This is a genomic window from Mesorhizobium sp. B2-3-5 (assembly GCF_006442395.1).
Lineage (GTDB): Bacteria > Pseudomonadota > Alphaproteobacteria > Rhizobiales > Rhizobiaceae > Mesorhizobium.
The window spans coordinates 241536-261891 of record NZ_VFVX01000001.1 but is presented as its reverse complement, the minus strand read 5'-3'; the positions used below and the strand labels follow the sequence as shown (position 1 = coordinate 261891).

22 protein-coding genes are annotated in these 20356 nt (G+C 62.8%); 11 read left to right on the top strand and 11 right to left on the bottom strand.

The window, feature by feature from the left end:
• Positions 1 to 98 precede the first annotated feature (98 nt).
• Genes FJ958_RS01370 through hutI form a run of 5 tightly spaced genes read right to left on the bottom strand, consistent with a single transcriptional unit; the run spans position 99 to position 5969 of the window.
• Positions 99 to 677, bottom strand: coding sequence for a HutD family protein (locus tag FJ958_RS01370; RefSeq protein WP_140738422.1), 579 nt, complete (start codon positions 675 to 677; stop codon positions 99 to 101).
• A 12-nt stretch (positions 678 to 689) separates the two neighbouring features.
• The gene (gene hutU / locus FJ958_RS01365) at positions 690 to 2363 is read right to left on the bottom strand and encodes a urocanate hydratase (protein WP_181176249.1); all 1674 of its coding nucleotides are present in this window, start codon (positions 2361 to 2363) and stop codon (positions 690 to 692) included.
• Between the two features lie 23 nt (positions 2364 to 2386).
• Positions 2387 to 3205: an N-formylglutamate deformylase gene (gene hutG, locus FJ958_RS01360; protein WP_140738419.1), complete on the bottom strand. Its 819-nt coding sequence runs from the start codon at positions 3203 to 3205 to the stop codon at positions 2387 to 2389.
• Positions 3205 to 4746 (bottom strand): histidine ammonia-lyase, encoded by a 1542-nt coding sequence (gene hutH / locus FJ958_RS01355; RefSeq protein ID WP_140738416.1) that lies wholly within the window; start codon positions 4744 to 4746, stop codon positions 3205 to 3207. Before hutH ends, hutG begins: the two co-directional genes overlap by 1 nt.
• Positions 4743 to 5969 carry an imidazolonepropionase gene (gene hutI / locus FJ958_RS01350; RefSeq protein ID WP_140738413.1) on the bottom strand — a complete coding sequence of 409 codons (1227 nt, stop codon included), beginning with the start codon at positions 5967 to 5969 and terminating at the stop codon, positions 4743 to 4745. The genes hutH and hutI overlap by 4 nt, the downstream gene beginning before the upstream one ends.
• Positions 5970 to 6065: 96 nt before the next feature.
• Here hutI and FJ958_RS01345 point away from each other — a divergent pair, with 96 nt between their 5' ends.
• Together FJ958_RS01345 and hutC are read left to right on the top strand one after the other, a co-directional pair.
• A complete protein-coding gene (locus tag FJ958_RS01345) occupies positions 6066 to 7421 on the top strand; it encodes a formimidoylglutamate deiminase (RefSeq protein WP_140738410.1) in 1356 nt (451 codons plus the stop codon).
• Between the two features lie 6 nt (positions 7422 to 7427).
• Positions 7428 to 8174, top strand: a complete 747-nt coding sequence (gene hutC / locus FJ958_RS01340) for a histidine utilization repressor (protein ID WP_181176248.1) — start codon at positions 7428 to 7430, stop codon at positions 8172 to 8174.
• A gap of 170 nt (positions 8175 to 8344) precedes the next feature.
• On the opposite strand, the gene FJ958_RS01335 is transcribed toward hutC, so the two are convergent.
• Positions 8345 to 8689, bottom strand: coding sequence for a RidA family protein (locus tag FJ958_RS01335; protein ID WP_140738407.1), 345 nt, complete (start codon positions 8687 to 8689; stop codon positions 8345 to 8347).
• A 217-nt stretch (positions 8690 to 8906) separates the two neighbouring features.
• Between FJ958_RS01335 and aztA the strand changes: the two genes are divergently transcribed.
• From aztA to FJ958_RS01310, 5 genes are all read left to right on the top strand, one after another.
• Positions 8907 to 9737, top strand: coding sequence for a zinc ABC transporter ATP-binding protein AztA (gene aztA, locus FJ958_RS01330; RefSeq protein ID WP_140738405.1), 831 nt, complete (start codon positions 8907 to 8909; stop codon positions 9735 to 9737).
• On the top strand, positions 9737 to 10612 hold the full coding sequence (gene aztB / locus FJ958_RS01325; protein WP_140738402.1) for a zinc ABC transporter permease AztB: 876 nt from the start codon (positions 9737 to 9739) through the stop codon (positions 10610 to 10612). Before aztA ends, aztB begins: the two co-directional genes overlap by 1 nt.
• Positions 10613 to 10641: 29 nt before the next feature.
• Positions 10642 to 11583, top strand: coding sequence for a zinc ABC transporter substrate-binding protein AztC (gene aztC / locus FJ958_RS01320; RefSeq protein WP_140738399.1), 942 nt, complete (start codon positions 10642 to 10644; stop codon positions 11581 to 11583).
• 102 nt (positions 11584 to 11685) lie between these two features.
• On the top strand, positions 11686 to 12894 hold the full coding sequence (gene zigA, locus FJ958_RS01315; RefSeq protein ID WP_140738396.1) for a zinc metallochaperone GTPase ZigA: 1209 nt from the start codon (positions 11686 to 11688) through the stop codon (positions 12892 to 12894).
• Between the two features lie 117 nt (positions 12895 to 13011).
• On the top strand, positions 13012 to 13350 hold the full coding sequence (locus FJ958_RS01310) for a TIGR01244 family sulfur transferase (RefSeq protein WP_140738392.1): 339 nt from the start codon (positions 13012 to 13014) through the stop codon (positions 13348 to 13350).
• Here the strand turns inward: FJ958_RS01310 and FJ958_RS01305 are convergent.
• Positions 13347 to 13814, bottom strand: coding sequence for an Lrp/AsnC family transcriptional regulator (locus tag FJ958_RS01305; RefSeq protein ID WP_140609928.1), 468 nt, complete (start codon positions 13812 to 13814; stop codon positions 13347 to 13349). The two genes, FJ958_RS01310 and FJ958_RS01305, sit on opposite strands and share 4 nt — an antisense overlap.
• Positions 13815 to 13966: 152 nt before the next feature.
• On the opposite strand from FJ958_RS01305, the gene hppD reads away from it, so the two are divergent.
• The 3 genes from hppD (at position 13967) to FJ958_RS01290 (ending at position 15745) form a co-directional block, all read left to right on the top strand.
• Complete coding sequence (gene hppD, locus FJ958_RS01300; RefSeq protein ID WP_140738390.1) at positions 13967 to 15079, top strand: 4-hydroxyphenylpyruvate dioxygenase; 1113 nt, start codon at positions 13967 to 13969, stop codon at positions 15077 to 15079.
• A 67-nt stretch (positions 15080 to 15146) separates the two neighbouring features.
• Positions 15147 to 15374, top strand: coding sequence for a type II toxin-antitoxin system prevent-host-death family antitoxin (locus FJ958_RS01295; RefSeq protein ID WP_140738387.1), 228 nt, complete (start codon positions 15147 to 15149; stop codon positions 15372 to 15374).
• Positions 15371 to 15745: a type II toxin-antitoxin system VapC family toxin gene (locus tag FJ958_RS01290; protein ID WP_140738384.1), complete on the top strand. Its 375-nt coding sequence runs from the start codon at positions 15371 to 15373 to the stop codon at positions 15743 to 15745. Before FJ958_RS01295 ends, FJ958_RS01290 begins: the two co-directional genes overlap by 4 nt.
• Before the next feature lie 5 nt (positions 15746 to 15750).
• On the opposite strand, the gene FJ958_RS01285 is transcribed toward FJ958_RS01290, so the two are convergent.
• The 4 genes from FJ958_RS01285 to hmgA all read right to left on the bottom strand — a co-directional run bounded on the left by FJ958_RS01285 (position 15751) and on the right by hmgA (position 19587).
• Complete coding sequence (locus FJ958_RS01285) at positions 15751 to 16287, bottom strand: DinB family protein (RefSeq protein ID WP_140738381.1); 537 nt, start codon at positions 16285 to 16287, stop codon at positions 15751 to 15753.
• Between the two features lie 16 nt (positions 16288 to 16303).
• On the bottom strand, positions 16304 to 17317 hold the full coding sequence (locus FJ958_RS01280) for a fumarylacetoacetate hydrolase family protein (protein ID WP_140738378.1): 1014 nt from the start codon (positions 17315 to 17317) through the stop codon (positions 16304 to 16306).
• A 91-nt stretch (positions 17318 to 17408) separates the two neighbouring features.
• Positions 17409 to 18263 carry an MBL fold metallo-hydrolase gene (locus FJ958_RS01275; RefSeq protein WP_140738375.1) on the bottom strand — a complete coding sequence of 285 codons (855 nt, stop codon included), beginning with the start codon at positions 18261 to 18263 and terminating at the stop codon, positions 17409 to 17411.
• A gap of 10 nt (positions 18264 to 18273) precedes the next feature.
• Positions 18274 to 19587, bottom strand: a complete 1314-nt coding sequence (gene hmgA / locus FJ958_RS01270) for a homogentisate 1,2-dioxygenase (RefSeq protein WP_140738373.1) — start codon at positions 19585 to 19587, stop codon at positions 18274 to 18276.
• 131 nt (positions 19588 to 19718) lie between these two features.
• On the opposite strand from hmgA, the gene FJ958_RS01265 reads away from it, so the two are divergent.
• Positions 19719 to 20162, top strand: coding sequence for a MarR family transcriptional regulator (locus tag FJ958_RS01265; protein WP_140738370.1), 444 nt, complete (start codon positions 19719 to 19721; stop codon positions 20160 to 20162).
• Positions 20163 to 20356: the final 194 nt, after the last annotated feature.

Sequence of the window (20356 nt, the reverse complement as noted above, 5' to 3'; positions counted from 1 at the left end):
ATTCAGGCTTTTTCGTGATGCCGCCGACAGCTTACGCTATATTTCGCCGACATCGCGATCATGTTTGGAAACAGGCGGTAACCGTTAGCGCGAAGGTATCAGGGCGCAGCGGCTATCCGGACCACGAACAGCGTCGCATTCCGGGCGGGCTCGGCCCGCAGGACCGAAGCGTCCGGCCCGAGCAGCAGCGTGTCGAGAGGCCCGAGGCGAATTGGCCCGGCGTCGGGGAAAACGGCTTCGCCATCGTGACAAAGGATGAGGGTCGAACCGGCCCGGGTCGCGATTTCCACAGGCCGCGAAATCGCCAGGCGTTCGACCGAATGCAGCATGCGGCCGCGGCGAGTCATGACGTTGAGGTCTGCGATCGGGCCGGCGATCAAGGCGGCACGCGTGGGCAGGTCGGCTGGGAAGGAAAAAGGCGCGGAAGCCGGCGCCAGCCGTGTCGCCGGCTGGCCGGTGATATCAAGCGCGATCCCCTCGCCTTCCAGCACCGACAGCGTGCGGTCGACGCCGGCAAAACTGGAAAATGGCCCGCTGCTTTCGACGCGGGCCATCGACACGCGCCAGTCGAACTCGTCGAGCCCGGCGCCAGCGGGAGAGACGGCGATTTCCGTCGTCACCCCGCCGCCGTTCTTCCACGGCATCGACTTGTATTCGGCTGCCCGCAGGACGCGCATGACGTCAGCCTGTTATCCGAGAATGCCGGGCAGGTTGAGCTGGTGCTCCTTGGCGCATTCGATGGCGATCTCGTACCCGGCATCGGCATGGCGCATGACACCGGTCGCCGGGTCGTTCCACAGCACGCGCTCCAGCCGCTTTGCCGCCTCGGACGTGCCATCGGCGACGATGACCATGCCGGCATGCTGCGAGAAGCCCATGCCGACGCCGCCCCCATGATGCAGCGACACCCAGGTTGCGCCCGATGCCGTGTTGAGCAGCGCGTTGAGCAGCGGCCAGTCGGAGATGGCGTCGGACCCGTCTTTCATCGCCTCGGTCTCACGGTTCGGCGAGGCGACCGAGCCGGAATCGAGGTGGTCGCGGCCGATGACGACCGGGGCCTTGAGCTCGCCCTTGGCCACCATCTCGTTGAAGGCCAAACCGAGTCGGTGGCGATCGCCGAGGCCAACCCAGCAGATGCGCGCCGGCAACCCTTGAAAGGCGATGCGCTCGCGCGCCATGTCCAGCCAGTTGTGCAGATGGGTATTGCCGGGGGTCAGCTCGCGCACCTTGGCGTCGGTCTTGTAGATATCCTCCGGATCGCCGGAAAGGGCTGCCCAGCGGAATGGACCGATGCCGCGACAGAACAGCGGGCGAATATAGGCCGGCACAAAGCCGGGGAAGGCGAAGGCGTTCTCAAAACCTTCTTCCAGGGCCACCTGGCGTATGTTGTTGCCGTAGTCGAGCGTCGGCACGCCCGCATTCCAGAACGCCACCATCGCCTCGACATGTTCGCGCATCGAAGCGCGCGCCGCCTTCTCCACCGCCTTCGGATCGCTGACACGCTTCTCGCGCCACTCAGCCATGGTCCAGCCCTTCGGCAGATAGCCATTGATGGGGTCGTGAGCCGAAGTCTGGTCGGTGACCATATCGGGGCGGATGCCACGCCGGAACATCTCGGGTACGATCTCGGCGGCATTGCCGAGCAGGCCGACGGACTTCGCCTCGCCAGCCTTGGTCCAGCGTTCGATCATTTCCATCGCCTCGTCGAGCGTCTCGGCCTTCTCGTCGACATAGCGGGTGCGCAAGCGGAAATCGATCGAATCCGGGTTGCATTCGATCGCCAGGCAGCAGGCGCCGGCCATGACGGCCGCGAGCGGCTGGGCGCCGCCCATACCGCCGAGACCGCCGGTCAGGATCCATTTGCCCTTGAGGTCGCCGCCATAATGCTGGCGGCCGGCCTCGACGAAGGTCTCATAGGTGCCCTGCACGATGCCCTGCGTGCCGATGTATATCCAGGAGCCGGCCGTCATCTGGCCGTACATCATCAGGCCCTTCTTATCGAGCTCGTTGAATTTCTCCCAGGTTGCCCAGTGCGGCACCAGGTTGGAGTTGGCGATCAGCACGCGCGGCGCATCCGGATGGGTGCGGAACACACCGACCGGCTTGCCCGACTGCACCAGCAGCGTCTCGTCCTCGCCGAGCGTCTTCAGCGAAGCGACGATGCGGTCGAAATCGTTCCAGGTGCGCGCCGCCCGCCCGATGCCGCCATAGACGACCAGTTCGTTGGGGTTTTCGGCAACGTCGGGATCGAGGTTGTTCATAAGCATGCGCAGCGGCGCCTCGGTCGTCCAATACCGGGCATTGAGCTTGTCACCGCGTGGCGCGCGGACTTCGCGAATGTTGTGGCGAGGATTGGTCATCATTGTCCCTTTCGGATGGCGGCGCGTCAGCGACCGGCCCAGTCAATGGCGGTTTCGAGAATCTGCTTCAGCGTGGCGCGGATTGGAGCGGCATAAGTCGGATCGTAGGGAACCGGCCAATTCTCCGGCGAACCCTTCTCCGCCGGCTCGCGCATATAGCCGCGGTTGGCGAGTTCCATCTGTAGCGCGTGAACGCCGTTTTGCGGCTGGCCGAAGGTGCGCGTGATCGAGCCTCCCTTGAAGCGGCCATTGACCACCCAGCTCTCGCCAGTCGCCGCGAGGATGCCGGCTACCTTCTGCTGCAGCACCGGACCCGTGCTCTTGCCGTCATTGGTGCCAAGGTTGAATACCGGCAGCGTGCCTTCGAACAGGCGCGGCAGCACCGAGCGGATCGAATGGCAATCGTAGAGCACGATGTTTTCATGCATACCGCGCAGCCGGTCGATCTCGGCCTTAAGGGCGGCATGGTAGGGCTTGAAATAGGACTCGCGGCGCTGGTCGATCTCGGACGGGGTCGGCTCCTCGCCCATGCGATAGAGCGGATCGCCGTCGAACGTGTCGGTCGGGCAAAGCGTGGTGGTCGCCTGGCCTGGATAGAGCGAGGCGCCGGAAGGATCGCGGTTGACGTCGATGACAGTGCGCGAGATGGCGGTGTGCACGATGGTGGCGCCAAGGTCGGCCGCGAAATCATAGAGCTTGTCGATCCACCAGTCGCAGTCGCGCCGACCGAGCCAGGTCGAGACAAGCCGGCTCTCTATATCGGCAAGGTCGGTGCCAGTATGCGGGATCGACACCAGCAGCGGCGCCGTGCCTTGCCTGACGGTGAGCCAGGGGGTGGCAGCCATCACGCCGCTCCCGCGATCGACGGCAGCGCCACCGCGCCAGCGGCCTTGGCGGTCGCGCCGCTGCGCACCATGGCGATGGCTTTTTCCATGTCGGGGTGGAAGTGCCGGTCATTGTCCAGATGCGGCACTTCGGTCCGGACCAGCTTGCGCACGGCCTCCAGCGCATTGCTTGACGCCAGCGGCTGGTGGAAATCACAGCCTTGCGCGGCAGCCAGCAGTTCGATGCCGATCACCGCCGTGGCGTTCTCGACCATGCCGATCAGCCGGCGCGCGCCATGCGCGGCCATCGAAACGTGGTCCTCCTGATTGGCCGAGGTCGGGATCGAATCGACGCTGGCCGGATAGGCTTTCTGCTTGTTTTCCGAAACGAGAGCAGCCGCCGTCACCTGCGGGATCATGAAACCGGAATTCAGGCCGGGCTTCGGCGTCAAGAAGGCTGGCATGCCCGACAGCGCCGGGTCGACCAGCATGGCGATGCGGCGTTCCGAAAGCGAGCCGATCTCGCAGACGGCCAGCGCGATCATGTCGGCGGCAAAAGCCACCGGCTCGGCGTGGAAGTTGCCGCCGGAAAGCGCGGTGTCGTCCTCGGCGAAGATCAGCGGATTGTCGGTGACGCCATTGGCCTCGGTTTCTAATGTATCGGCGGCTTTGCGCAGCACATCGAGAGCGGCGCCCATCACCTGCGGCTGGCAACGCAGGCAGTATGGGTCCTGCACGCGCTCGTCGCCGACGCGGTGCGATTCACGGATGGCGCTGCCGGCCATCAGATTGCGCAGCGCCTCCGCCGTCTCGATCTGGCCACGGTGCTTTCTCAACAGATGAATGCGCGGATCGAAAGGCGCGTCGGAACCTTTGGCCGCGTCGGTCGACAGCGCCCCCGCAACCAGCGCCGACTGGTAGAGCACTTCGGCCTCGAACAGGCCGGCCAGCGCATAGGCCGTCGAAAACTGCGTGCCGTTGAGCAGCGCCAGCCCCTCCTTGGCGCCCAATGTGACCGGCTCCAACCCATGCGAGACGAAGGCGACCTTGGCCGGGAAGCGGCCATGCGGGGTAAAGCATTCGCCGACGCCAATCATCACCGCCGTCATATGCGACAGCGGGGCCAGATCGCCCGACGCGCCGACCGAGCCTTGCGCCGGCACAACCGGGATGACGTCGTTGGCGAGCATCGCTTCGAGCAGCTGAATGGTCTCGGGCCGCACGCCGGAGGCGCCCTGTGCCAGGCTGGCAAGCTTCAGCGCCATCATCAGGCGGGCAACGGCTACCGGCATCGGCTCGCCGACGCCGGCGGCGTGCGACAGCACGATGTTGCGCTGCAAGGTTTCGAGATCCCCGGCCGGGATGCGCACACTGGCCAGTTTGCCGAAGCCGGTGTTGATGCCGTAGACAGGTTCACCCTTGGCGACGATCCTGGCGACCGCTTCGGCACTCGCCTTGATTTTTGGACGGCAAGCATCGTCAAGTCTCGGCACGGCACCACGGTAAATGGCGCGCCAGTCGGCCAGCGTCGCATTGCCGGGCTCCAAGGTCAGTTCGTTCATTGTCCTCTCCAGATACGGGCATGCAGCGGATTGAAGCCCATGCGATAAACGAGTTCGGCGGGACGCTCGATGTCCCAGATCGCCAGGTCGGCGGATTTTCCCGCTTCCAGCGTGCCGGTCTGCTTCAACAGCCCCAGCGCGCGGGCGGCCTCGCGGGTAACGCCGGCAAGACATTCATCGACTGTCATGCCGAACAATGTCGCCGCCATGTTCATGGTCAGCAGCAGCGAGGTCAGTGGCGAAGTGCCGGGATTGTTGTCGGTGGCGACCGCCATCTTGACGCCATGCCGGCGGAACACGTCGATCGGCGGCTTCTTTGTCTCGCGAATGAAGTAGTAAGCGCCGGGCAGGATCGTCGCCACGGTCCCGGCCTTGGCCATGGCCATGGCGCCTGCTTCATCGGTGTATTCGAGATGATCCGCCGACAGCGCGCCATAGCGGGCGGCGAGTTCGGCGCCGTGCAGATTGGACAGCTGGTCGGCATGGAGCTTGACCGGCAGGCCCGCGGCCTTGGCGGCGTTGAAGACGCGCGCCATCTGTTCCGGCGAAAACGCTATGCCCTCGCAAAAGCCATCGACGGCGTCGGCCAGTCCTTCAGCGGCGACGGCAGGAAGAATCTCCCTGGCGACAAGATCGATAAAGGCGTCCTTGTCGCCTTTGGCTTCCGGCGGCAGCGCATGGGCGCCGAGGAAAGTCGTTCGGATCGTTGCCGGCCGCCGATCGCCCAGTTGGCGGGCGGCGCGCAGCGATTTCTGCTCGTTTTCAAGGTCAAGGCCGTAGCCCGACTTCACTTCAACGGTGGTTACGCCCTCGGCGATCAACGCGTCGAGGCGTGGCAGCGATTGGGCGACCAGTTCGCTCTCGCTGGCGGCCCGCAAGGATTTGACCGATGAGACGATGCCGCCGCCGGCCCTGGCGACCTCTTCATAGGTGGCGCCGGCCAGCCGCATCTCGAACTCGTTGGCGCGGTTGCCGGCATGGACCAGATGGGTGTGGCAGTCGATCAGGCCGGGCGTGATCCAGCGGTCCTCGCAGTCGACGGTTTCCCCCTCCGCGAACGCCGCCGGCATTTCAGCCTCGGCGCCCGCATAGACGATCAGCCCATCTCGCGCCGCTACCGCGCCCTTCTCGACGATGCCGAGCCCCGCCGCACTCTCGGCCATGGTCGCCAGGCGCGCATTGCGCCAAAGACGAAGTCCTCCTGCCCTGCTCTCTCCAGCCATCATCTTTTCCATTTGAAAGGATGGCGATTATGTATATACATATTAACTCGCACTGCAAGTGCTATTGTTATCGGCGAACCGGATTCGGAGACGAGCGTGACGACAATCTTCGCGGAACAGGTGCTCCTGCCGGGAGGCTGGCAGAATAATGTACGGATCGCCACGAGCGGAGGTCTGATTTCCGCGATCGATGCCGGCGTGGCCGCGCATGCCGACGACGAGCGTCATTCCATTGTGCTGCCCGGCATGCCCAATCTGCACAGCCACGCCTTCCAGCGCGGCATGGCCGGGCTTGCCGAACTTCGCGGCCCCTCCGCCGACAGTTTCTGGAGCTGGCGCGAGGTGATGTACCGTTTCGCGCTGTCGATGACACCGGATCAGGTCGAGGCGGTTGCCGCACAGCTCTATGTCGAGATGCTGGAGGCCGGCTTTTCCCGCGTCGGCGAATTTCACTATCTGCATCACGACCGCGATGGACAACCCTATGCCAACCTTGCCGAGATGGCGGAACGGATTGCTGCCGCGGCCAGCGAAACGGGCATCGGCCTGACGCTGCTGCCGGTGTTTTATGCGCATTCCTCCTTCGGCGGTGCCGCGCCGAATGAAGGCCAAAGGCGATTCATCAATGATGTGAATCGGTTCTCGCGGCTTGTTGAGAAAAGCCGCGAATCGGTTCGCGTGTTGAATCACGCTGTCGTCGGCGTCGCCCCGCACAGTCTGCGCGCCGCGACGCCGGAGGAACTGACAGAGGTCGCCGCTCTGGCGCCGAATGGGCCGATCCACATCCACGTCGCCGAACAGGTGAAGGAAGTCGAGGACTGCCTTGCCTGGGCCGGTGCGCGCCCGGTCGAATTTCTGCTTGGAGCTGCAGATGTCGACCAGCGCTGGTGCCTGATCCATGCCACCCACATGACCGACGCCGAGACCATCGGCATGGCCAAAAGCGGCGCCATCGCCGGCCTCTGCCCGATCACCGAGGCCAATCTTGGCGACGGCACTTTCGCCGCACCGCTGTTCAGGGAGCATGGCGGCCGCTTCGGCGTCGGCTCCGATTCCAACGTGCTGATCGGCCTGCCCGACGAATTGCGCCAGCTCGAATATTCGCAACGCCTCGCCCATCGCGCCCGCAATGTGCTTGCGGTGGCCGGGGGCTCGACCGGGCGCGCCTTGTTCGACGCCGCGCTTGACGGCGGCGGCACCGCGCTCGGTGCCGGTGCCTCGCAGATCGCCATCGGCGCAGCCGCCGACCTCGTCTCGCTCGAGGCCGACAACCCCTCGCTGGCCGGCAAGACCGGTGACGCGGTTCTCGACGCCTGGATCTTTGCCAATGGCAGCAAGGTCGACTGCGTCTGGGTGCATGGGCAGAAACAGGTGAGCGGCGGCAAGCATCTGAAGCGTGAAGCGGTTGGCGAGCGATTCCGCAACGTGATGACGGCACTTTCCGCGGGCTGATTCTAGATGAACATGGCCGAAACAACGGGGTTGGAGGACAGCGAGACAGTCTCGCTGCATCAGCGCATCCTTTCCGATATCCGCGAAAAGATTCTATCTGGCGCCTGGGCGCCCGGCCACCGTATCCCGTTCGAACATGAGCTGACGGCCGAATATAAATGCTCGCGCATGACGGTGAACAAGGCGCTGTCGCAACTCGCCAAAGCCGGTTTGATCGAACGCCGCCGCCGCTCGGGCAGTTTTGTCCGCCGGCCGCAGTCGCAGGCGGCCGTACTGGAACTCCACGACATCAGGATCGAAGTCGAAGCGCTCGGCCTGCCCTACCGCTACGAGCGGCTGGAGCGCCTGAAGCGGCGCAGCAATGCTGAAGACAGGGCGCTGCTCGGATCGTCCGCCGCAGGCTCGGTGCTATGGCTCGAAGGCCTGCATTTCGCGGGCGAGCGGCCGTTCGCGATCGAGCAGCGCCTGATCAATCTTTCGGCGGTTTTGGAAGCCGGGGACGAGGAGTTTCTGGAAATTGCCGCCGGACCTTGGCTGATCGGCCGCGTACCTTGGAGCGAGGCGGAGCATCGGATACGGGCCATGGCGGCCGACGAGGCTATCGCCGACGCGCTCGACATCGATCCCGGCGCGCCTTGCCTTGTGGTCGAGCGCCGCACCTGGAGCGCGGAGCACCCGGTCACCCATGTCCGATTTGTCTATCCTGCGGAAAGTCACACGCTGGTGGCAAGGTTTACGCCTTCGCAGGGATGAGGTGATCTCCCCCCTGGTGGGGGCCGGCAGGCCAGAGGGGGCGCCGTAGAGCGCGTACTTGGAATGTGCCTGCCGGGATAGAAGACGGAAAGGCTGGCGGGACAGCGCCCCCCTCTGCCTTGCCAGGCATCTCCCCCACAAGGAGGGAGATTGGCGACTTCATCGTCGGCTTAAATCGCCGCCGTGATAATGATCTCGACCAGATACTCCGGGCCTGCGAGCTTGGCTTCGCCAGTAGCGCGGGCGGGCGTGTGGCCCTGCGGCACCCACTTGTCCCATTCCGAATTCATCTCGGCGAAGGTGCCCATGTCGGCCAGCCAGATGATTGCCTGGACGATCTTGGTCTTGTCGCTACCAGCCTTGGCCAGCAATTCGTCGATGGTCGCCAGGATGTGGCGGGTCTGCGAGGCGACGTTGCCGCCGGGCTCGCCGACCTGGCCGGCCAGATAGACGGTGTTGCCGTGGATGACGATCTGGCTCATGCGCGGGCCAACATCGATGCGACGAATGCTCATGGGAAGTTCCTTCGTTTTGAGGGTCGTGCCTGTTTAGAGTCGCCATGGGCTTCGGGCAAGGCCGCCGGCGCCAAATCTCCTTGGACCAGGAGGGACCGGGTTCACGGCAAGTTGGGTCGTCGGCCGCAATTCCGCCCGACTGGCTTGTTGACTAATGTAATAACATCACATATCCAACGGCCGTACCCTAGCCGGAATTGGCTTCCCACGGAACAAGATGACCCAGACCAGCCTGACATTCCGTGACCTGACCCTGGGCTACAACAGCCATCCGGCGATCCATCATCTCGACGGTACGATCCGCAAGGGCTCGCTGACAGCCGTGGTCGGCGCCAATGGTTCCGGCAAGTCGACGCTGATGAAGGGTATTGTCGGCGTGCTGAAGCCGATGGCTGGCGCGGTCATTCGCGCGCCAGGTGTGCGGACCGCTTACCTGCCGCAGCAATCCGAACTCGACCGCTCCTTCCCGGCGCGGGTCGTCGATCTGGTTTCGCTGGGTCTCTGGCCGAAACGCGGCATGCTTGGCCGCTACACCGGGGAAGATCGTGATGCCGTCAGCCAGGCACTGATGGCGGTCGGCCTCGGGGGCTTCGAAAAGCGGCCGATCGACACACTGTCGGGCGGCCAGCTGCAGCGCACGCTGTTTGCCCGTGTGCTGTTGCAGGATGCCGACCTCATCCTGCTCGACGAACCGTTCAATGCCGTCGATGCCAAGACGGTGGGTGACCTGATCGCGCTGATCAAGTGCTGGCACGGCGAGGAACGCACCATCATGGTCGTCGTCCACGATCTGGAACTGGTGCGCCAGAATTTCCCTGAAACACTCCTGCTGGCTCGCCAGCCGGTCGCGTGGGGCGAAACCAGGGAAACGCTGAAACCGGAAAACCTGTTGCGCGCCCGCCGTTTTCACGAAGCCTGGGAGGAAAACGCGCCCTGGTGTGAACCGGGCGAGCACGCCCATGATCATGCCGATGGGCACGATCATCACGGTCACGATCACGACCACGACCACGACCATCATCACGGCGCCGGGCCGAGGGCTGCCTGATGGATTTTCTCTATGGCCTCTTCATCGCGCCCTTTGCCGATTTCGCCTTCATGCAGCGGGCGTTGTTCGGTTCGCTGATGCTGTCGCTCGGCGCCTGCCCGGTCGGCGTGTTCCTGATGCTGAGACGCATGAGCCTGTCCGGCGATGCCATGGCGCACGCGATCCTGCCGGGGGCCGCCGCCGGCTTCCTGCTCTATGGGCTGGAAATCCTGCCGATGACCATTGGCGGCCTGATCGCCGGCGTGATCGTGGCGCTTGGCGCCGGTGCCGTCTCGCGCTTCACCGTCCAGCGCGAGGACGCCTCGATGGCGGCCTTCTATCTGATCTCGCTCGCCATCGGCGTGCTGATGGTGTCGATCCGCGGCTCCAGCGTCGACCTCATGCATGTGCTGTTCGGCACGGTGCTGGCGCTCAACAACGAAGCGCTGATCCTTATAGGGGGCATCGTCGCGGTAACCCTGATCAGCCTCGCCGTCTTCTGGCGAGCGCTGGTCGCCGAATGCCTCGATCCGCTGTTTCTGCGTTCGGTCAGCCGCATGGGCAGCCCGGTGCATTTCATCTTCCTTGGCCTCGTCGTGCTCAACCTCGTGGGCGGCTTTCAGGCGCTTGGTACCTTGCTGTCCGTCGGATTGATGATGCTGCCTGCAGCGGCCGCCCGATTCTGGACGGTACGCGTCGAGCCGATGTGCGTGCTCGCCGTGCTGATCGGCTTCGCCTCCTGCATCGCCGGGCTGCTTTTGTCCTATCACGCGTCGCTGCCCTCAGGCCCGGCGATCATCCTTTCGGCCGGCGTCGTCTATTTTGCCTCGGTCCTGTTCGGCACGCGCGGCATTCTGCGCGCCCGCATCATTCATCACCGTCACAGAACAGCCTGATTCCCCGCCCCTAAAAGGAGACCCCGCTTATGCTGAAATCAATCCGTGTCGCCCTGGCGATGAGCGTTATAACATTAAGCGGCCTCGGCGCATCGTCGGCTTTCGCTACACCGTTGAAAGTCGTCGCCAGCTTCACGGTTATCGCCGATTTCGCCAAAAATGTCGGCGGCGACCGCGTCAACATCACCACGATCGTCGGACCGGATGGTGACGCCCATGTCTATGAGCCGAGCCCGGCCGACGCGGTCGCCATGGCCAAGGCCGATATCGTGCTGGTCAACGGGCTGCATTTCGAAGGTTTCCTGCAGCGGCTGGTCGATGCCAGCGCCACCAAGGCCTCGATCATCACCTTGACCAATGGCGTGACGCCGATCGACTTCAAGCCTGAGTTCGCCGACGCGGACGCGGCCGAGGGTGCCGGTACCGGAGGCGGCAAGACGGTCACCGATCCGCACGCCTTCCAGTCGATCGCCAACGCCAAGATCTATGTGAAGAACATCGCCGAGGCCTTCTGCGCCGCCGACTCCGATGGCTGTGTCAGCTACCAGACCAATGCCGCCGCCTACACCAAGAAGCTCGATGCGCTGGAGGGCGAGGTGAAGGAAGCGATCCAGTCGATCCCGCAAGCGAAGCGCGTCGTCATCACCTCGCACGACGCCTTCGGCTATTTCGAACATGAATACGGCCTGACCTTCCTTGCTCCGCAGGGCATCTCGACCGATTCCGAACCGTCGGCCGCCGATGTCGCCAAGCTGGTCGAGCAGGTCAAGCAGGACAAGGCCACGGCGATCTTCGTCGAGAACATCACCAACCCGCGCCTGATCGAACAGATTGCCAGCGAGACCGGCATCAAGGTGGGCGGCACGCTCTATTCGGACGCGCTGTCGCAGGCCGATGGCCCGGGCTCGACCTATATCGACATGATGCACAGCAACATCCGCCAGATCAAAGGTGCGATCCTCGGCAGCTGAGGAGCGCTGTTCTGAAAAGGCGGAGCCAGTCTCCGCCTTTTTCAGGCTTCGGTTTGTAATAAAATAACATAACGCATTAACTTGACCTTCGGGAACCAAACCATGAATCAAACGCCTGACCTCGGACGCCTTCCCGTCACCGTGCTTTCCGGTTTTCTCGGCGCCGGCAAGACCACGCTGCTCAATTACATCCTGTCGAACCGCGAAGGCCGCCGCGTCGCCGTCATCGTCAACGACATGAGCGAGATCAACATCGATGCCGAACTGGTGCGCGACGGCGCCGATCTGTCGCGGACCGACGAAAGGCTGGTGGAGATGTCGAATGGCTGCATTTGCTGCACGCTGCGCGACGACCTCTTGAAGGAGGTTCGCGCGCTGGCCGAGCAGGACCGTTTCGACTATCTCCTGATTGAATCCACCGGCATTTCCGAGCCCCTGCCCGTCGCCGCGACCTTCGATTTTCGTGACGAGCATGGCGACAGCCTGTCCGACGTGGCCCGCCTCGACACGATGGTGACGGTGGTCGACGCGCTCAACCTGCTCAAGGATTACTCCTCGTCCGATTTCCTCAAGCAACGGGGCCAGTCGCTCGGCGAGCAGGATGGCCGCGCGCTGGTCGACTTGCTGGTCGAGCAGATCGAGTTCGCCGACGTCGTGGTGCTGAACAAGATCGGCATGGCGAGCCCTTATCAGCGCGATATGGCGCGGTTGATCGTGCGCGCGCTCAATCCCGATGCCGAGATCGTCGAAGCTGATTTCGGCAAGGTGCCGCTCGACAAGGTGCTCGCCACCGGCCGCTTCGATTTCGACAAGGCGCAACAGAACCCACTTTGGTTCAAGGAACTCAACGGTTTCCGCGACCATGTTCCCGAGACGCAGGAATATGGCATCCGGTCGTTTGTCTACCGGACGCGGAAACCGTTCCAACCGGCGAGGTTCCAGGCCTTCATCGATCGCGCATGGCCGGGCGTGGTGCGTGCCAAGGGCTTCTTCTGGCTGGCGACACGGCCGCGCCATGTCGGCGAAATGAGCCAGGCGGGCGCGCTGGTGCGGACCGAAAAACGTGGCCTGTGGTGGGCCGCGATCCCGCAAGGCCGATGGCCCGACCATGCAGAGTGGCGCCAAAGCATGATCCCCTATCTCGACCCTGTCTGGGGCGATCGTCGCCAGGAGTTGGTCTTCATTGGCTGCGATCCGATGGATGAGGCGAAAATACGTGCCGAACTGGACAACTGCCTGGTCGACGCCGAAGACTTCCGGCCCGAACTGTGGCGCACTTTGCCCGATCCGTTCCCAGCCTGGGCGGCTTGAGTTGGATTCTTCGCCGGAAACATCTATCTGCGTCGAACGATTTATGTCGGCGCGGATTGCCGGCCACGTCGGGGAGTGGCAAGACTCCCCGACAAACCAGATTGCGAGGATGCTGCCATGGAATACCGCGAAATCAGCGAGGATTATTCGGTCTCTGGCCAGATCCAGCCCGAAGACGTCGCGGCCATCAAGGCCGCCGGCTTTAAGAGCGTCATCTGCAACCGGCCTGACGATGAGCAACCCGGCCAGCCTTCGGCGGACACGCTCAAGGCGGCGGTCGAAGGCGCCGGACTCGCCTTCCGCTACATACCGGTGATCAGCGGCCAGATCACCGCCGAGAATGTCGAGGATCAGGCCGAGGCGCTGGATGAGTTGGAAGGCCCGGTGTTCGCCTATTGCCGCTCCGGCGCCCGCTGCACCAATCTTTACGGGCTGATCCAGCAATCGAAAGGTTAGATCGGCAGCGCGCCGGTTTCCTTCAGCGTCTCCAGCACGATGGCCGTCTTCACGTGCTGCACGGATTCGTGCGGCAGGAGCACGCCATTGACGAATTCCGACAGCGACTTCAGGTCGGGCGTCACCACTTTCAAGATGTAATCCATCTCGCCAGTGAGCGCGTGCGCCTCCTGCACTTCCGGCAATCGCGCCACCAATTCGCCGAAGCGCCGGGCATTGTCGCGGTTGTGGGTGGCCAAGGTCACCGAAATGACGTTGACCAGCGAGAAGCCTAGCCTGTCGCGGTCGAGCACCGCCCGATAGCCCTTGATATAGCCATCTTCCTCGAGCCGCTGTCGGCGGCGCGAGCACTGCGATGCCGACAGGTTTACCCGCTCCGAGAGATCGTTGTTGGTCAGCCGCGCATCACCCTGCAAGAGCGCCATTATCTTGCGATCGAATTGATCAATGCGCGCCTCATCCATGGCTTTTCCTCTCATCATGCACGCTTCGCGCATGAGATGATCATTTCAAGCGTTCGAATGCAAGCACCATGCAGCCCATTTGCACTATAATCGCGTCACGTGTGGTCCAACGCGGCCACCTCACATTCACCTCACATTTTTGGAGGAAAGCCATGGGTCCCTTCCCGCACGACGCACCGCCCGCAAAAATCAGCAAGGACAACCCCGCAGGCACCGATGGTTTCGAGTTCGTCGAGTTCGCGCATCCCGAGCCGCAGAAGCTGGCCGAATTGTTCACCCGCATGGGCTATGTGGCAGTGGCCAAGCACCGCACGAAAGACATCACTGTCTGGCGCCAGGGCGACATCAATTATGTCGTCAATGCCGAGCCCGGCTCGCATGCGATGAAGTTCGTCGACAAGCATGGCCCTTGCGCCGCCTCGATGGCCTGGCGCGTGGTCGATGCCAGGCATGCTTTCGAGCATGCCGTCTCGAAGGGGGCGACGCCCTACGAAGGCGACGACAAGGCGCTCGACGTGCCAGCCATCGTCGGCATCGGCGGCTCCCTGCTCTATTTCATCGATGCCTATGGCAAGAAGGGCTCGGCCTATGACGCCGAGTTCGAATGGGTGGGCGAGCGCGACCCCAAGCCTGAAGGCGTCGGCTTCTATTTCCTCGACCACCTCACCCACAATGTCTATCGCGGCAACATGGACAAATGGTGGGACTTCTATCGCGACCTGTTCGGCTTCAAGCAGATCCATTTCTTCGATATCGACGGCAAGATCACCGGATTGGTTAGCCGCGCCATCACCTCGCCCTGTGGCAAGATCCGCATTCCGCTCAACGAATCCAAGGACGAGACCAGCCAGATCGCCGAGTATCTGAAGAAGTACAATGGCGAAGGCATCCAGCACATCGCCGTCGGCACCGACGAGATCTACGAGGCCACCGACAAGCTCGCCGCCAACGGCCTGAAATTCATGCCCGGTCCGCCCGACACCTATTACGAGATGTCGCATGAACGCGTTAACGGCCATGACGAGCCGATCGAGCGCATGAAGAAGCACGGCATCCTGATCGACGGCGAGGGCGTGGTCGATGGCGGCATGACCAAGATCCTGCTGCAGATTTTCTCGAAGACCGTGATCGGGCCGATCTTCTTCGAGTTCATCCAGCGCAAGGGCGACGAAGGCTTTGGCGAAGGCAATTTCCGCGCCCTGTTCGAGTCGATCGAGCAGGACCAGATCAAGCGCGGCGTGATCAAGATAGAGGCGGCAGAGTAGTTTTTCGGTTCCTCTTGCTTGCGGCCTGACCAGTTATGACCTAAATTCTGGTCATAAGAGGTTTGGCATGAACATTCCGATGGCGAAAGCGAAGGCTCAACTCTCCGAATTGGTGAAGCGTGCCCAGGCCGGTGAGGAGATCCATCTGACACGGCACGGGGAGATAGTCGCAACCTTGAGTGCTCCCGTCCGGGCTGGCGGGAGTAAAGGCTTGTTTGGAGCACTGAAAGGCAAAATTCGGATATCGGACGATTTTGATGAACTCGGTCCCGAATGGGACGAGTACATTAAATGAGCCGCAAATATCTGGTTGATACCCATATTCTGCTTTGGGTACTCAACGCGGATACACGTCTTTCCGATCGCCATCGCGACATCTTTCTTGCTGGTGAGGAGGTGATCGTCAGTGCCATCTCCGTGGCGGAAATCGCCATCAAGAAATCGCTTGGCAAGATCGCGCTCAATGGCGACGTCGTGGAGATCTTGCGATCGAACGGGATTCCAATTCTCAGCGTGAATGAATTACACGCAGCGAGACTGGAGCATCTGCCGCTTCATCATCGCGATCCCTTTGATCGTCTGCTCATCGCACAAGCTCAAATCGAGGGCCTGACATTGGTCTCCTCGGATCGTCATTTTTCAGCCTATGACGTCGCGATGGCCTGATCGATTCACAACCCCAGCCGCTCGACCTCTTTCTCCCTCAGCTTCGCATCGTAATCGAGCAGGAACTCGTCGAGCTGCGGCGGCGCGACTGAGGTTCCGGACAACATGGCGTGGACCTGGCCGCGATGATGGATGTCGTGCAGGAGGACATGGGCGAGGATCTCCCCAATCTTTTCCGGGATCATGCCGTCCTCGCGCCGGTCGGTGGCGACACGGCGGTCGAGATCGGCATCCAACAACCCGTCACAGAAAGCAATGAGCCTGCGATCGAAATCGGCCTGCGCCTTCGCTAATTCCACCGGGTCGTCGAACGGCACGAAATCGTCATAGGCCGCGGCCCCTACGCCGCCCTCTTCCAGGAAATCGAGATAGAGATGGTCGACCGCCAGTATGTGGTTGAGCGTCTCCTTGATCGACGGAAAGAAGCTGGTTCGTTGAGCCTCGAATTCGCCTGGCTGGAGTGACACTACGGCGCGATAGAGCCGGTCGTTCGACCAGAGATTATTACCGGCCATGCGGCGCAGGTGATTCAGAAGGTTCATCAATGAGCCTCGTAGCCTATCCCTCGTACTTCTCGACCTTCTGCTCGATCGCGCCGAAGATCGAATGCCCGGCCTTGTCCTTCATCTCGATGCGCACCGTGTCGCCAAAGCGCAGGAACGGCGTTTTCGGCTCACCGGTCTCGATTGTCTCGATCATGCGCAACTCTGCAATGCAGGAATAGCCGGCGCCGCCCGCCGAAACCGGCTTGCCCGGCCCGCCGTCGAGCTTGTTGGAGACGGTACCCGAGCCGATGATGGTGCCGGCCATCAGCGGCCTTGTCCGGGCGGCATGCACGATCAGCGCCGGAAAATCGAAGGTCATGTCAACGCCGGCATTGGCGCGGCCGAACGGCTTGCCGTTGAGATCGGCAAGCAGCGGCAGGCTGACCTTGCCGCCGTCCCAGGCGTCGCCCAGCTCATCGGGCGTCACCGCGACCGGAGAAAAGGCTGAGGACGGCTTCGACTGGAAGAAGCCAAACCCCTTGGCGAGTTCCGGCCCGGTGAGCGCGCGCAGCGTGACATCATTGACCAGCATGACCAGCCGGATGGCGGCACGCGCATCATCACGGCTGACGCCCATCGGTACATCGTCGACGACGACAGCCACTTCCGCTTCCATGTCGATGCCGAAGACTTCGTCGACCATACGGATCGGATCGCGCGGTGGAATGAAGGAATCGGACCCGCCTTGGTAGATCAGCGGGTCGGTCCAGAAGCTCGCCGGCATTTCCGCGCCGCGCGCTTTGCGCACCAGTTCGACATGGTTCACATAGGCCGATCCGTCAGCCCACTGATAGGCGCGCGGCAGCGGCGAATGCGCGTCGTGCTCGTGAAAGCGGGCCGGCGGCATTGCGTTGTTTTCCAGCGATTCCGCGATCGTCGCCAGATGCGGCGAAATCCTGCGCCAGTCGTCGAGTGCTGCCTGCAGCGTGCGCGCCAGGAACGAGGCGTCGGTGAAGCGCGTCAGGTCGCGCGAGACGACAATGAGTTTTCCGTCGCGCGTCCCGTCCTTCAGTGTGGCAAGCTTCATGCGATTTCCCCTCCTGGTACAGCTTTGCTGCTGCTTTGGTCTTTTGCCTTACGCATGATCCTTTCCGAAAACCGGTTCCCACTTTTCGGGATCATGCGAGTTCCACAACAAGGCCGTCGCGTGCGATCGTCAAGTCGCCGGCCCATGTTTTCCTGACAGCCGCGATCCAATCGGGCTCGTTGATCTCGGGATCGTCGGCGGGAATGAGATGATTGAGGACCAATCTCTTCACGCCGGCATCGCTGGCGATGCGCCCGGCGTCCCCGGCAAAACTGTGGCTGGCGAGCAGATGCTCTTTCAATCGCGCGCCATTGCCGGTTCTGGCAACCAGCCGATCGATGCCCCTTTCCAGCATGGCTTCATGGACGAGGATGTCGGCACCTGCGGCAACATCGACGAGCGGCGGAAAGAAGACCGTATCGGCGGAGAACACCACGCTTTTGGAGCCATGCTCGAAGCGCAGGGCAAAGCAGTCCGTCACCGGCGGATGATCGACGCGCAGCGCCGTCACCTTCAGGCCATTTTGCTGAACCACCTGGCCTTCGCCGAATTCCTCGACCGAAACCAGCTCGCGAATGTCCGGCCGCCCCTCGTCTGCAATACGGATCTCGATGTCGAATTCCATCGCCTGGCAGAAGCGCCGCCAGTAGTGACCGGTGCCGGGCGGACCGAACACGGCGACCGGCGTTGCCAGTCCCGCCGTCCAGGCGGTGTGCATCAGCGGCCCGAGTTCCAGCACATGGTCGGAATGCAGATGGGTAATGAAGATCAGGTCGAGCGCCTTAAGGTCGATGCCGGCATCGACCAGACCGCGCGTCACGCCAAGCCCGCAATCGACGACGATGGCGCGCCCAGCGATCTCAAGCAGCGACGAACTTGGCCACGGTCCGCCCGGCCGCAGCGCCGGACCGCCCTTGGAGCCCAGCAACACCAGCCGGTCGCTCATCGGACGCGCCTCAAGACCAATCGCCCTCCGGCGTGCCATTGAAACGCTTCTTCAGGTCTGCCCAGCAGTCGATGTAATTGTCCTGCCGGGTTTCCAGTTCGGCGCCGTAGCGGGTCAGCATCTGCGGAAAACGCGTCTCGAACATGAAGGCCATGGTGTTGTCGAGCTTGACCGGTTTCAGGTCCGCGCGCGAGGCCTTTTCGAAGCCAGGCGCATCCGGCCCATGGGCCAGCATCAGATTGTGCAGGCTGATGCCGCCGGGAACGAACCCTTCCTCCTTCGCATCGTACTGGCCGTGGATCAGGCCCATGAACTCGCTCATGATGTTGCGGTGATACCAGGGCGGACGGAACGTATCTTCCGCCACCAGCCAGCGGGGCGGGAAGATGACGAAGTCGATGTTGGCGGTGCCCTCCTCGCCGCTCGGCGCCGTCAGCACGGTGAAGATCGACGGATCGGGGTGGTCGAACAGGATCGCGCCGACGGGCGAAAACGTCGCCAGATCATATTTGTAGGGTGCGTAGTTGCCGTGCCAGGCGACAACGTCGAGCGGCGAATGGCCAAGTTCGGTGACGTGGAAGTTACCGCACCATTTCACGATCAGCCGGCATGGCGTTTCCTTCTCCTCGAACCAGGCGCAAGGCGTCTTGAAGTCGCGCGGATTGGCCAGGCAATTGGCGCCGATCGGGCCGCGGTCAGGCAAGGTCAGCTTGGCGCCATAGTTCTCGCAGACATAGCCGCGCACTTCGGCGTCCACCAGTTCGACCTTGAAAACCAGGCCGCGCGGCAGCACTGCGATCTCGCCGGATCTCAGTTCGATGACGCCCATTTCGGTGACGAAGCGCAGAGCGCCGACCTGCGGCACGATCAGCAACTCGCCGTCGGCATTGAAGAAATGATCATCGACCATCGAACGATTGGCGACATAGACATGGGCTGCCATGCCGGTCTGCCCGAGCACATCGCCGGCCGTGGTGATGGTACGCATGCCGGCGATGAAATCAGTCGGCTCCTTCGGCATCGGCACCGGGTTCCAGCGATATTGGCCAAGTGCCAGTTCATGATCACCGACATTAGGCGCACTCTTCCACAACAGATAGTTAGCCGGCTTGAACCGGCCAGTGTGTTTTACGCTTGGCCTGATGCGATAAAGCCAGGAACGCTCATTGGTGCCACGCGGCGCGGTGAAGGGCGATCCGGAAAGCTGCTCGGCATAGAGGCCGTAAGCCGGCCGCTGTGGCGAGTTCCGCCCCTGCGGCAGCGAGCCGGGCAGTGTCTCGGTTTCGAAGTCGTTGCCGAAACCCGGCATGTAGGAAAAGGCCATCCGATCCTCCCAGATCCCGGTCTTCAGCCCCGCCAACCGCGGCTCACCGGCAATGTTGACCAAACTGGTTTCATTTGTAACCATTGAAAATGTAACTATCAACGGCAAACGCCGTATCCGCGGTGCGCATCATGGAACCGGAAACCCTCGACCTCGAAAGCTTCCTGCCCTATCGGCTCTACCGGCTTGCCGATACGGTCAGCCGGGAATTCTCCCGCATCTACAAGGAGCGCCACGGCCTGACCCGGCCGGAATGGCGCACCCTTTCCGGGCTTGGCCAGCACGGCACGATGACGGCCACGGAGCTCGGCGAGCAGTCGGCCATGCACAAGACCAAGGTGTCGCGCGCGGTCGCCGAGCTCGAGCGACGGCGGTGGTTGACGCGTGTGCCGGACGAGAACGATCGCCGTGTCGAGCACCTGGCGCTGACCAAAGCGGGTCTCGTGGCCTATCGGGAGATGGTGCCGCTGGCGAAGGCGTTTGAAGGGGAGTTGCTGCAGAGGCTGAGTGCGGACGAGCGGGCAGCGATCGTGAGGGGCGTGGCAGCGCTGGAGGAGGCGTTGGGAGGAAAGTAAAGCTGAAAGGCTGGCGGGACAGCGCCCCCCTCTGTCCTGCCGTACATCTCCCCCACTTTGGGGGGAGATCAGCCGTCACGCTGGCTTTTGCCAATCACCAATGTTGCAGGAAAGAACTATGCGCTGGAACTGTCAATCTCCCTCCTTGTGGGGGAGATGTCCGGCAGGACAGAGGGGGGCGCGAAGGATCGCTG

What these genes read in the sequence shown, in the direction of transcription:
- hppD (WP_140738390.1), top strand. Translation starts at nt 13,967, where the DNA reads ATGGGTCCCTTCCCGCACGACGCACCGCCCGCAAAAATCAGCAAGGAC.
- FJ958_RS01285 (WP_140738381.1), bottom strand. Translation starts at nt 16,287, where the DNA reads ATGAACCTTCTGAATCACCTGCGCCGCATGGCCGGTAATAATCTCTGG.
- FJ958_RS01305 (WP_140609928.1), bottom strand. Translation starts at nt 13,814, where the DNA reads ATGGATGAGGCGCGCATTGATCAATTCGATCGCAAGATAATGGCGCTC.
- FJ958_RS01295 (WP_140738387.1), top strand. Translation starts at nt 15,147, where the DNA reads ATGAACATTCCGATGGCGAAAGCGAAGGCTCAACTCTCCGAATTGGTG.
- FJ958_RS01280 (WP_140738378.1), bottom strand. Translation starts at nt 17,317, where the DNA reads ATGAAGCTTGCCACACTGAAGGACGGGACGCGCGACGGAAAACTCATT.
- hutI (WP_140738413.1), bottom strand. Translation starts at nt 5,969, where the DNA reads ATGGCTGGAGAGAGCAGGGCAGGAGGACTTCGTCTTTGGCGCAATGCG.
- hutC (WP_181176248.1), top strand. Translation starts at nt 7,428, where the DNA reads ATGAACATGGCCGAAACAACGGGGTTGGAGGACAGCGAGACAGTCTCG.
- FJ958_RS01290 (WP_140738384.1), top strand. Translation starts at nt 15,371, where the DNA reads ATGAGCCGCAAATATCTGGTTGATACCCATATTCTGCTTTGGGTACTC.
- hmgA (WP_140738373.1), bottom strand. Translation starts at nt 19,587, where the DNA reads ATGGCCTTTTCCTACATGCCGGGTTTCGGCAACGACTTCGAAACCGAG.
- hutH (WP_140738416.1), bottom strand. Translation starts at nt 4,746, where the DNA reads ATGAACGAACTGACCTTGGAGCCCGGCAATGCGACGCTGGCCGACTGG.
- aztB (WP_140738402.1), top strand. Translation starts at nt 9,737, where the DNA reads ATGGATTTTCTCTATGGCCTCTTCATCGCGCCCTTTGCCGATTTCGCC.
- zigA (WP_140738396.1), top strand. Translation starts at nt 11,686, where the DNA reads ATGAATCAAACGCCTGACCTCGGACGCCTTCCCGTCACCGTGCTTTCC.
- FJ958_RS01335 (WP_140738407.1), bottom strand. Translation starts at nt 8,689, where the DNA reads ATGAGCATTCGTCGCATCGATGTTGGCCCGCGCATGAGCCAGATCGTC.
- hutG (WP_140738419.1), bottom strand. Translation starts at nt 3,205, where the DNA reads ATGGCTGCCACCCCCTGGCTCACCGTCAGGCAAGGCACGGCGCCGCTG.
- FJ958_RS01275 (WP_140738375.1), bottom strand. Translation starts at nt 18,263, where the DNA reads ATGAGCGACCGGCTGGTGTTGCTGGGCTCCAAGGGCGGTCCGGCGCTG.
- FJ958_RS01310 (WP_140738392.1), top strand. Translation starts at nt 13,012, where the DNA reads ATGGAATACCGCGAAATCAGCGAGGATTATTCGGTCTCTGGCCAGATC.
- FJ958_RS01370 (WP_140738422.1), bottom strand. Translation starts at nt 677, where the DNA reads ATGCGCGTCCTGCGGGCAGCCGAATACAAGTCGATGCCGTGGAAGAAC.
- aztA (WP_140738405.1), top strand. Translation starts at nt 8,907, where the DNA reads ATGACCCAGACCAGCCTGACATTCCGTGACCTGACCCTGGGCTACAAC.
- hutU (WP_181176249.1), bottom strand. Translation starts at nt 2,363, where the DNA reads ATGATGACCAATCCTCGCCACAACATTCGCGAAGTCCGCGCGCCACGC.
- FJ958_RS01265 (WP_140738370.1), top strand. Translation starts at nt 19,719, where the DNA reads ATGGAACCGGAAACCCTCGACCTCGAAAGCTTCCTGCCCTATCGGCTC.
- aztC (WP_140738399.1), top strand. Translation starts at nt 10,642, where the DNA reads ATGCTGAAATCAATCCGTGTCGCCCTGGCGATGAGCGTTATAACATTA.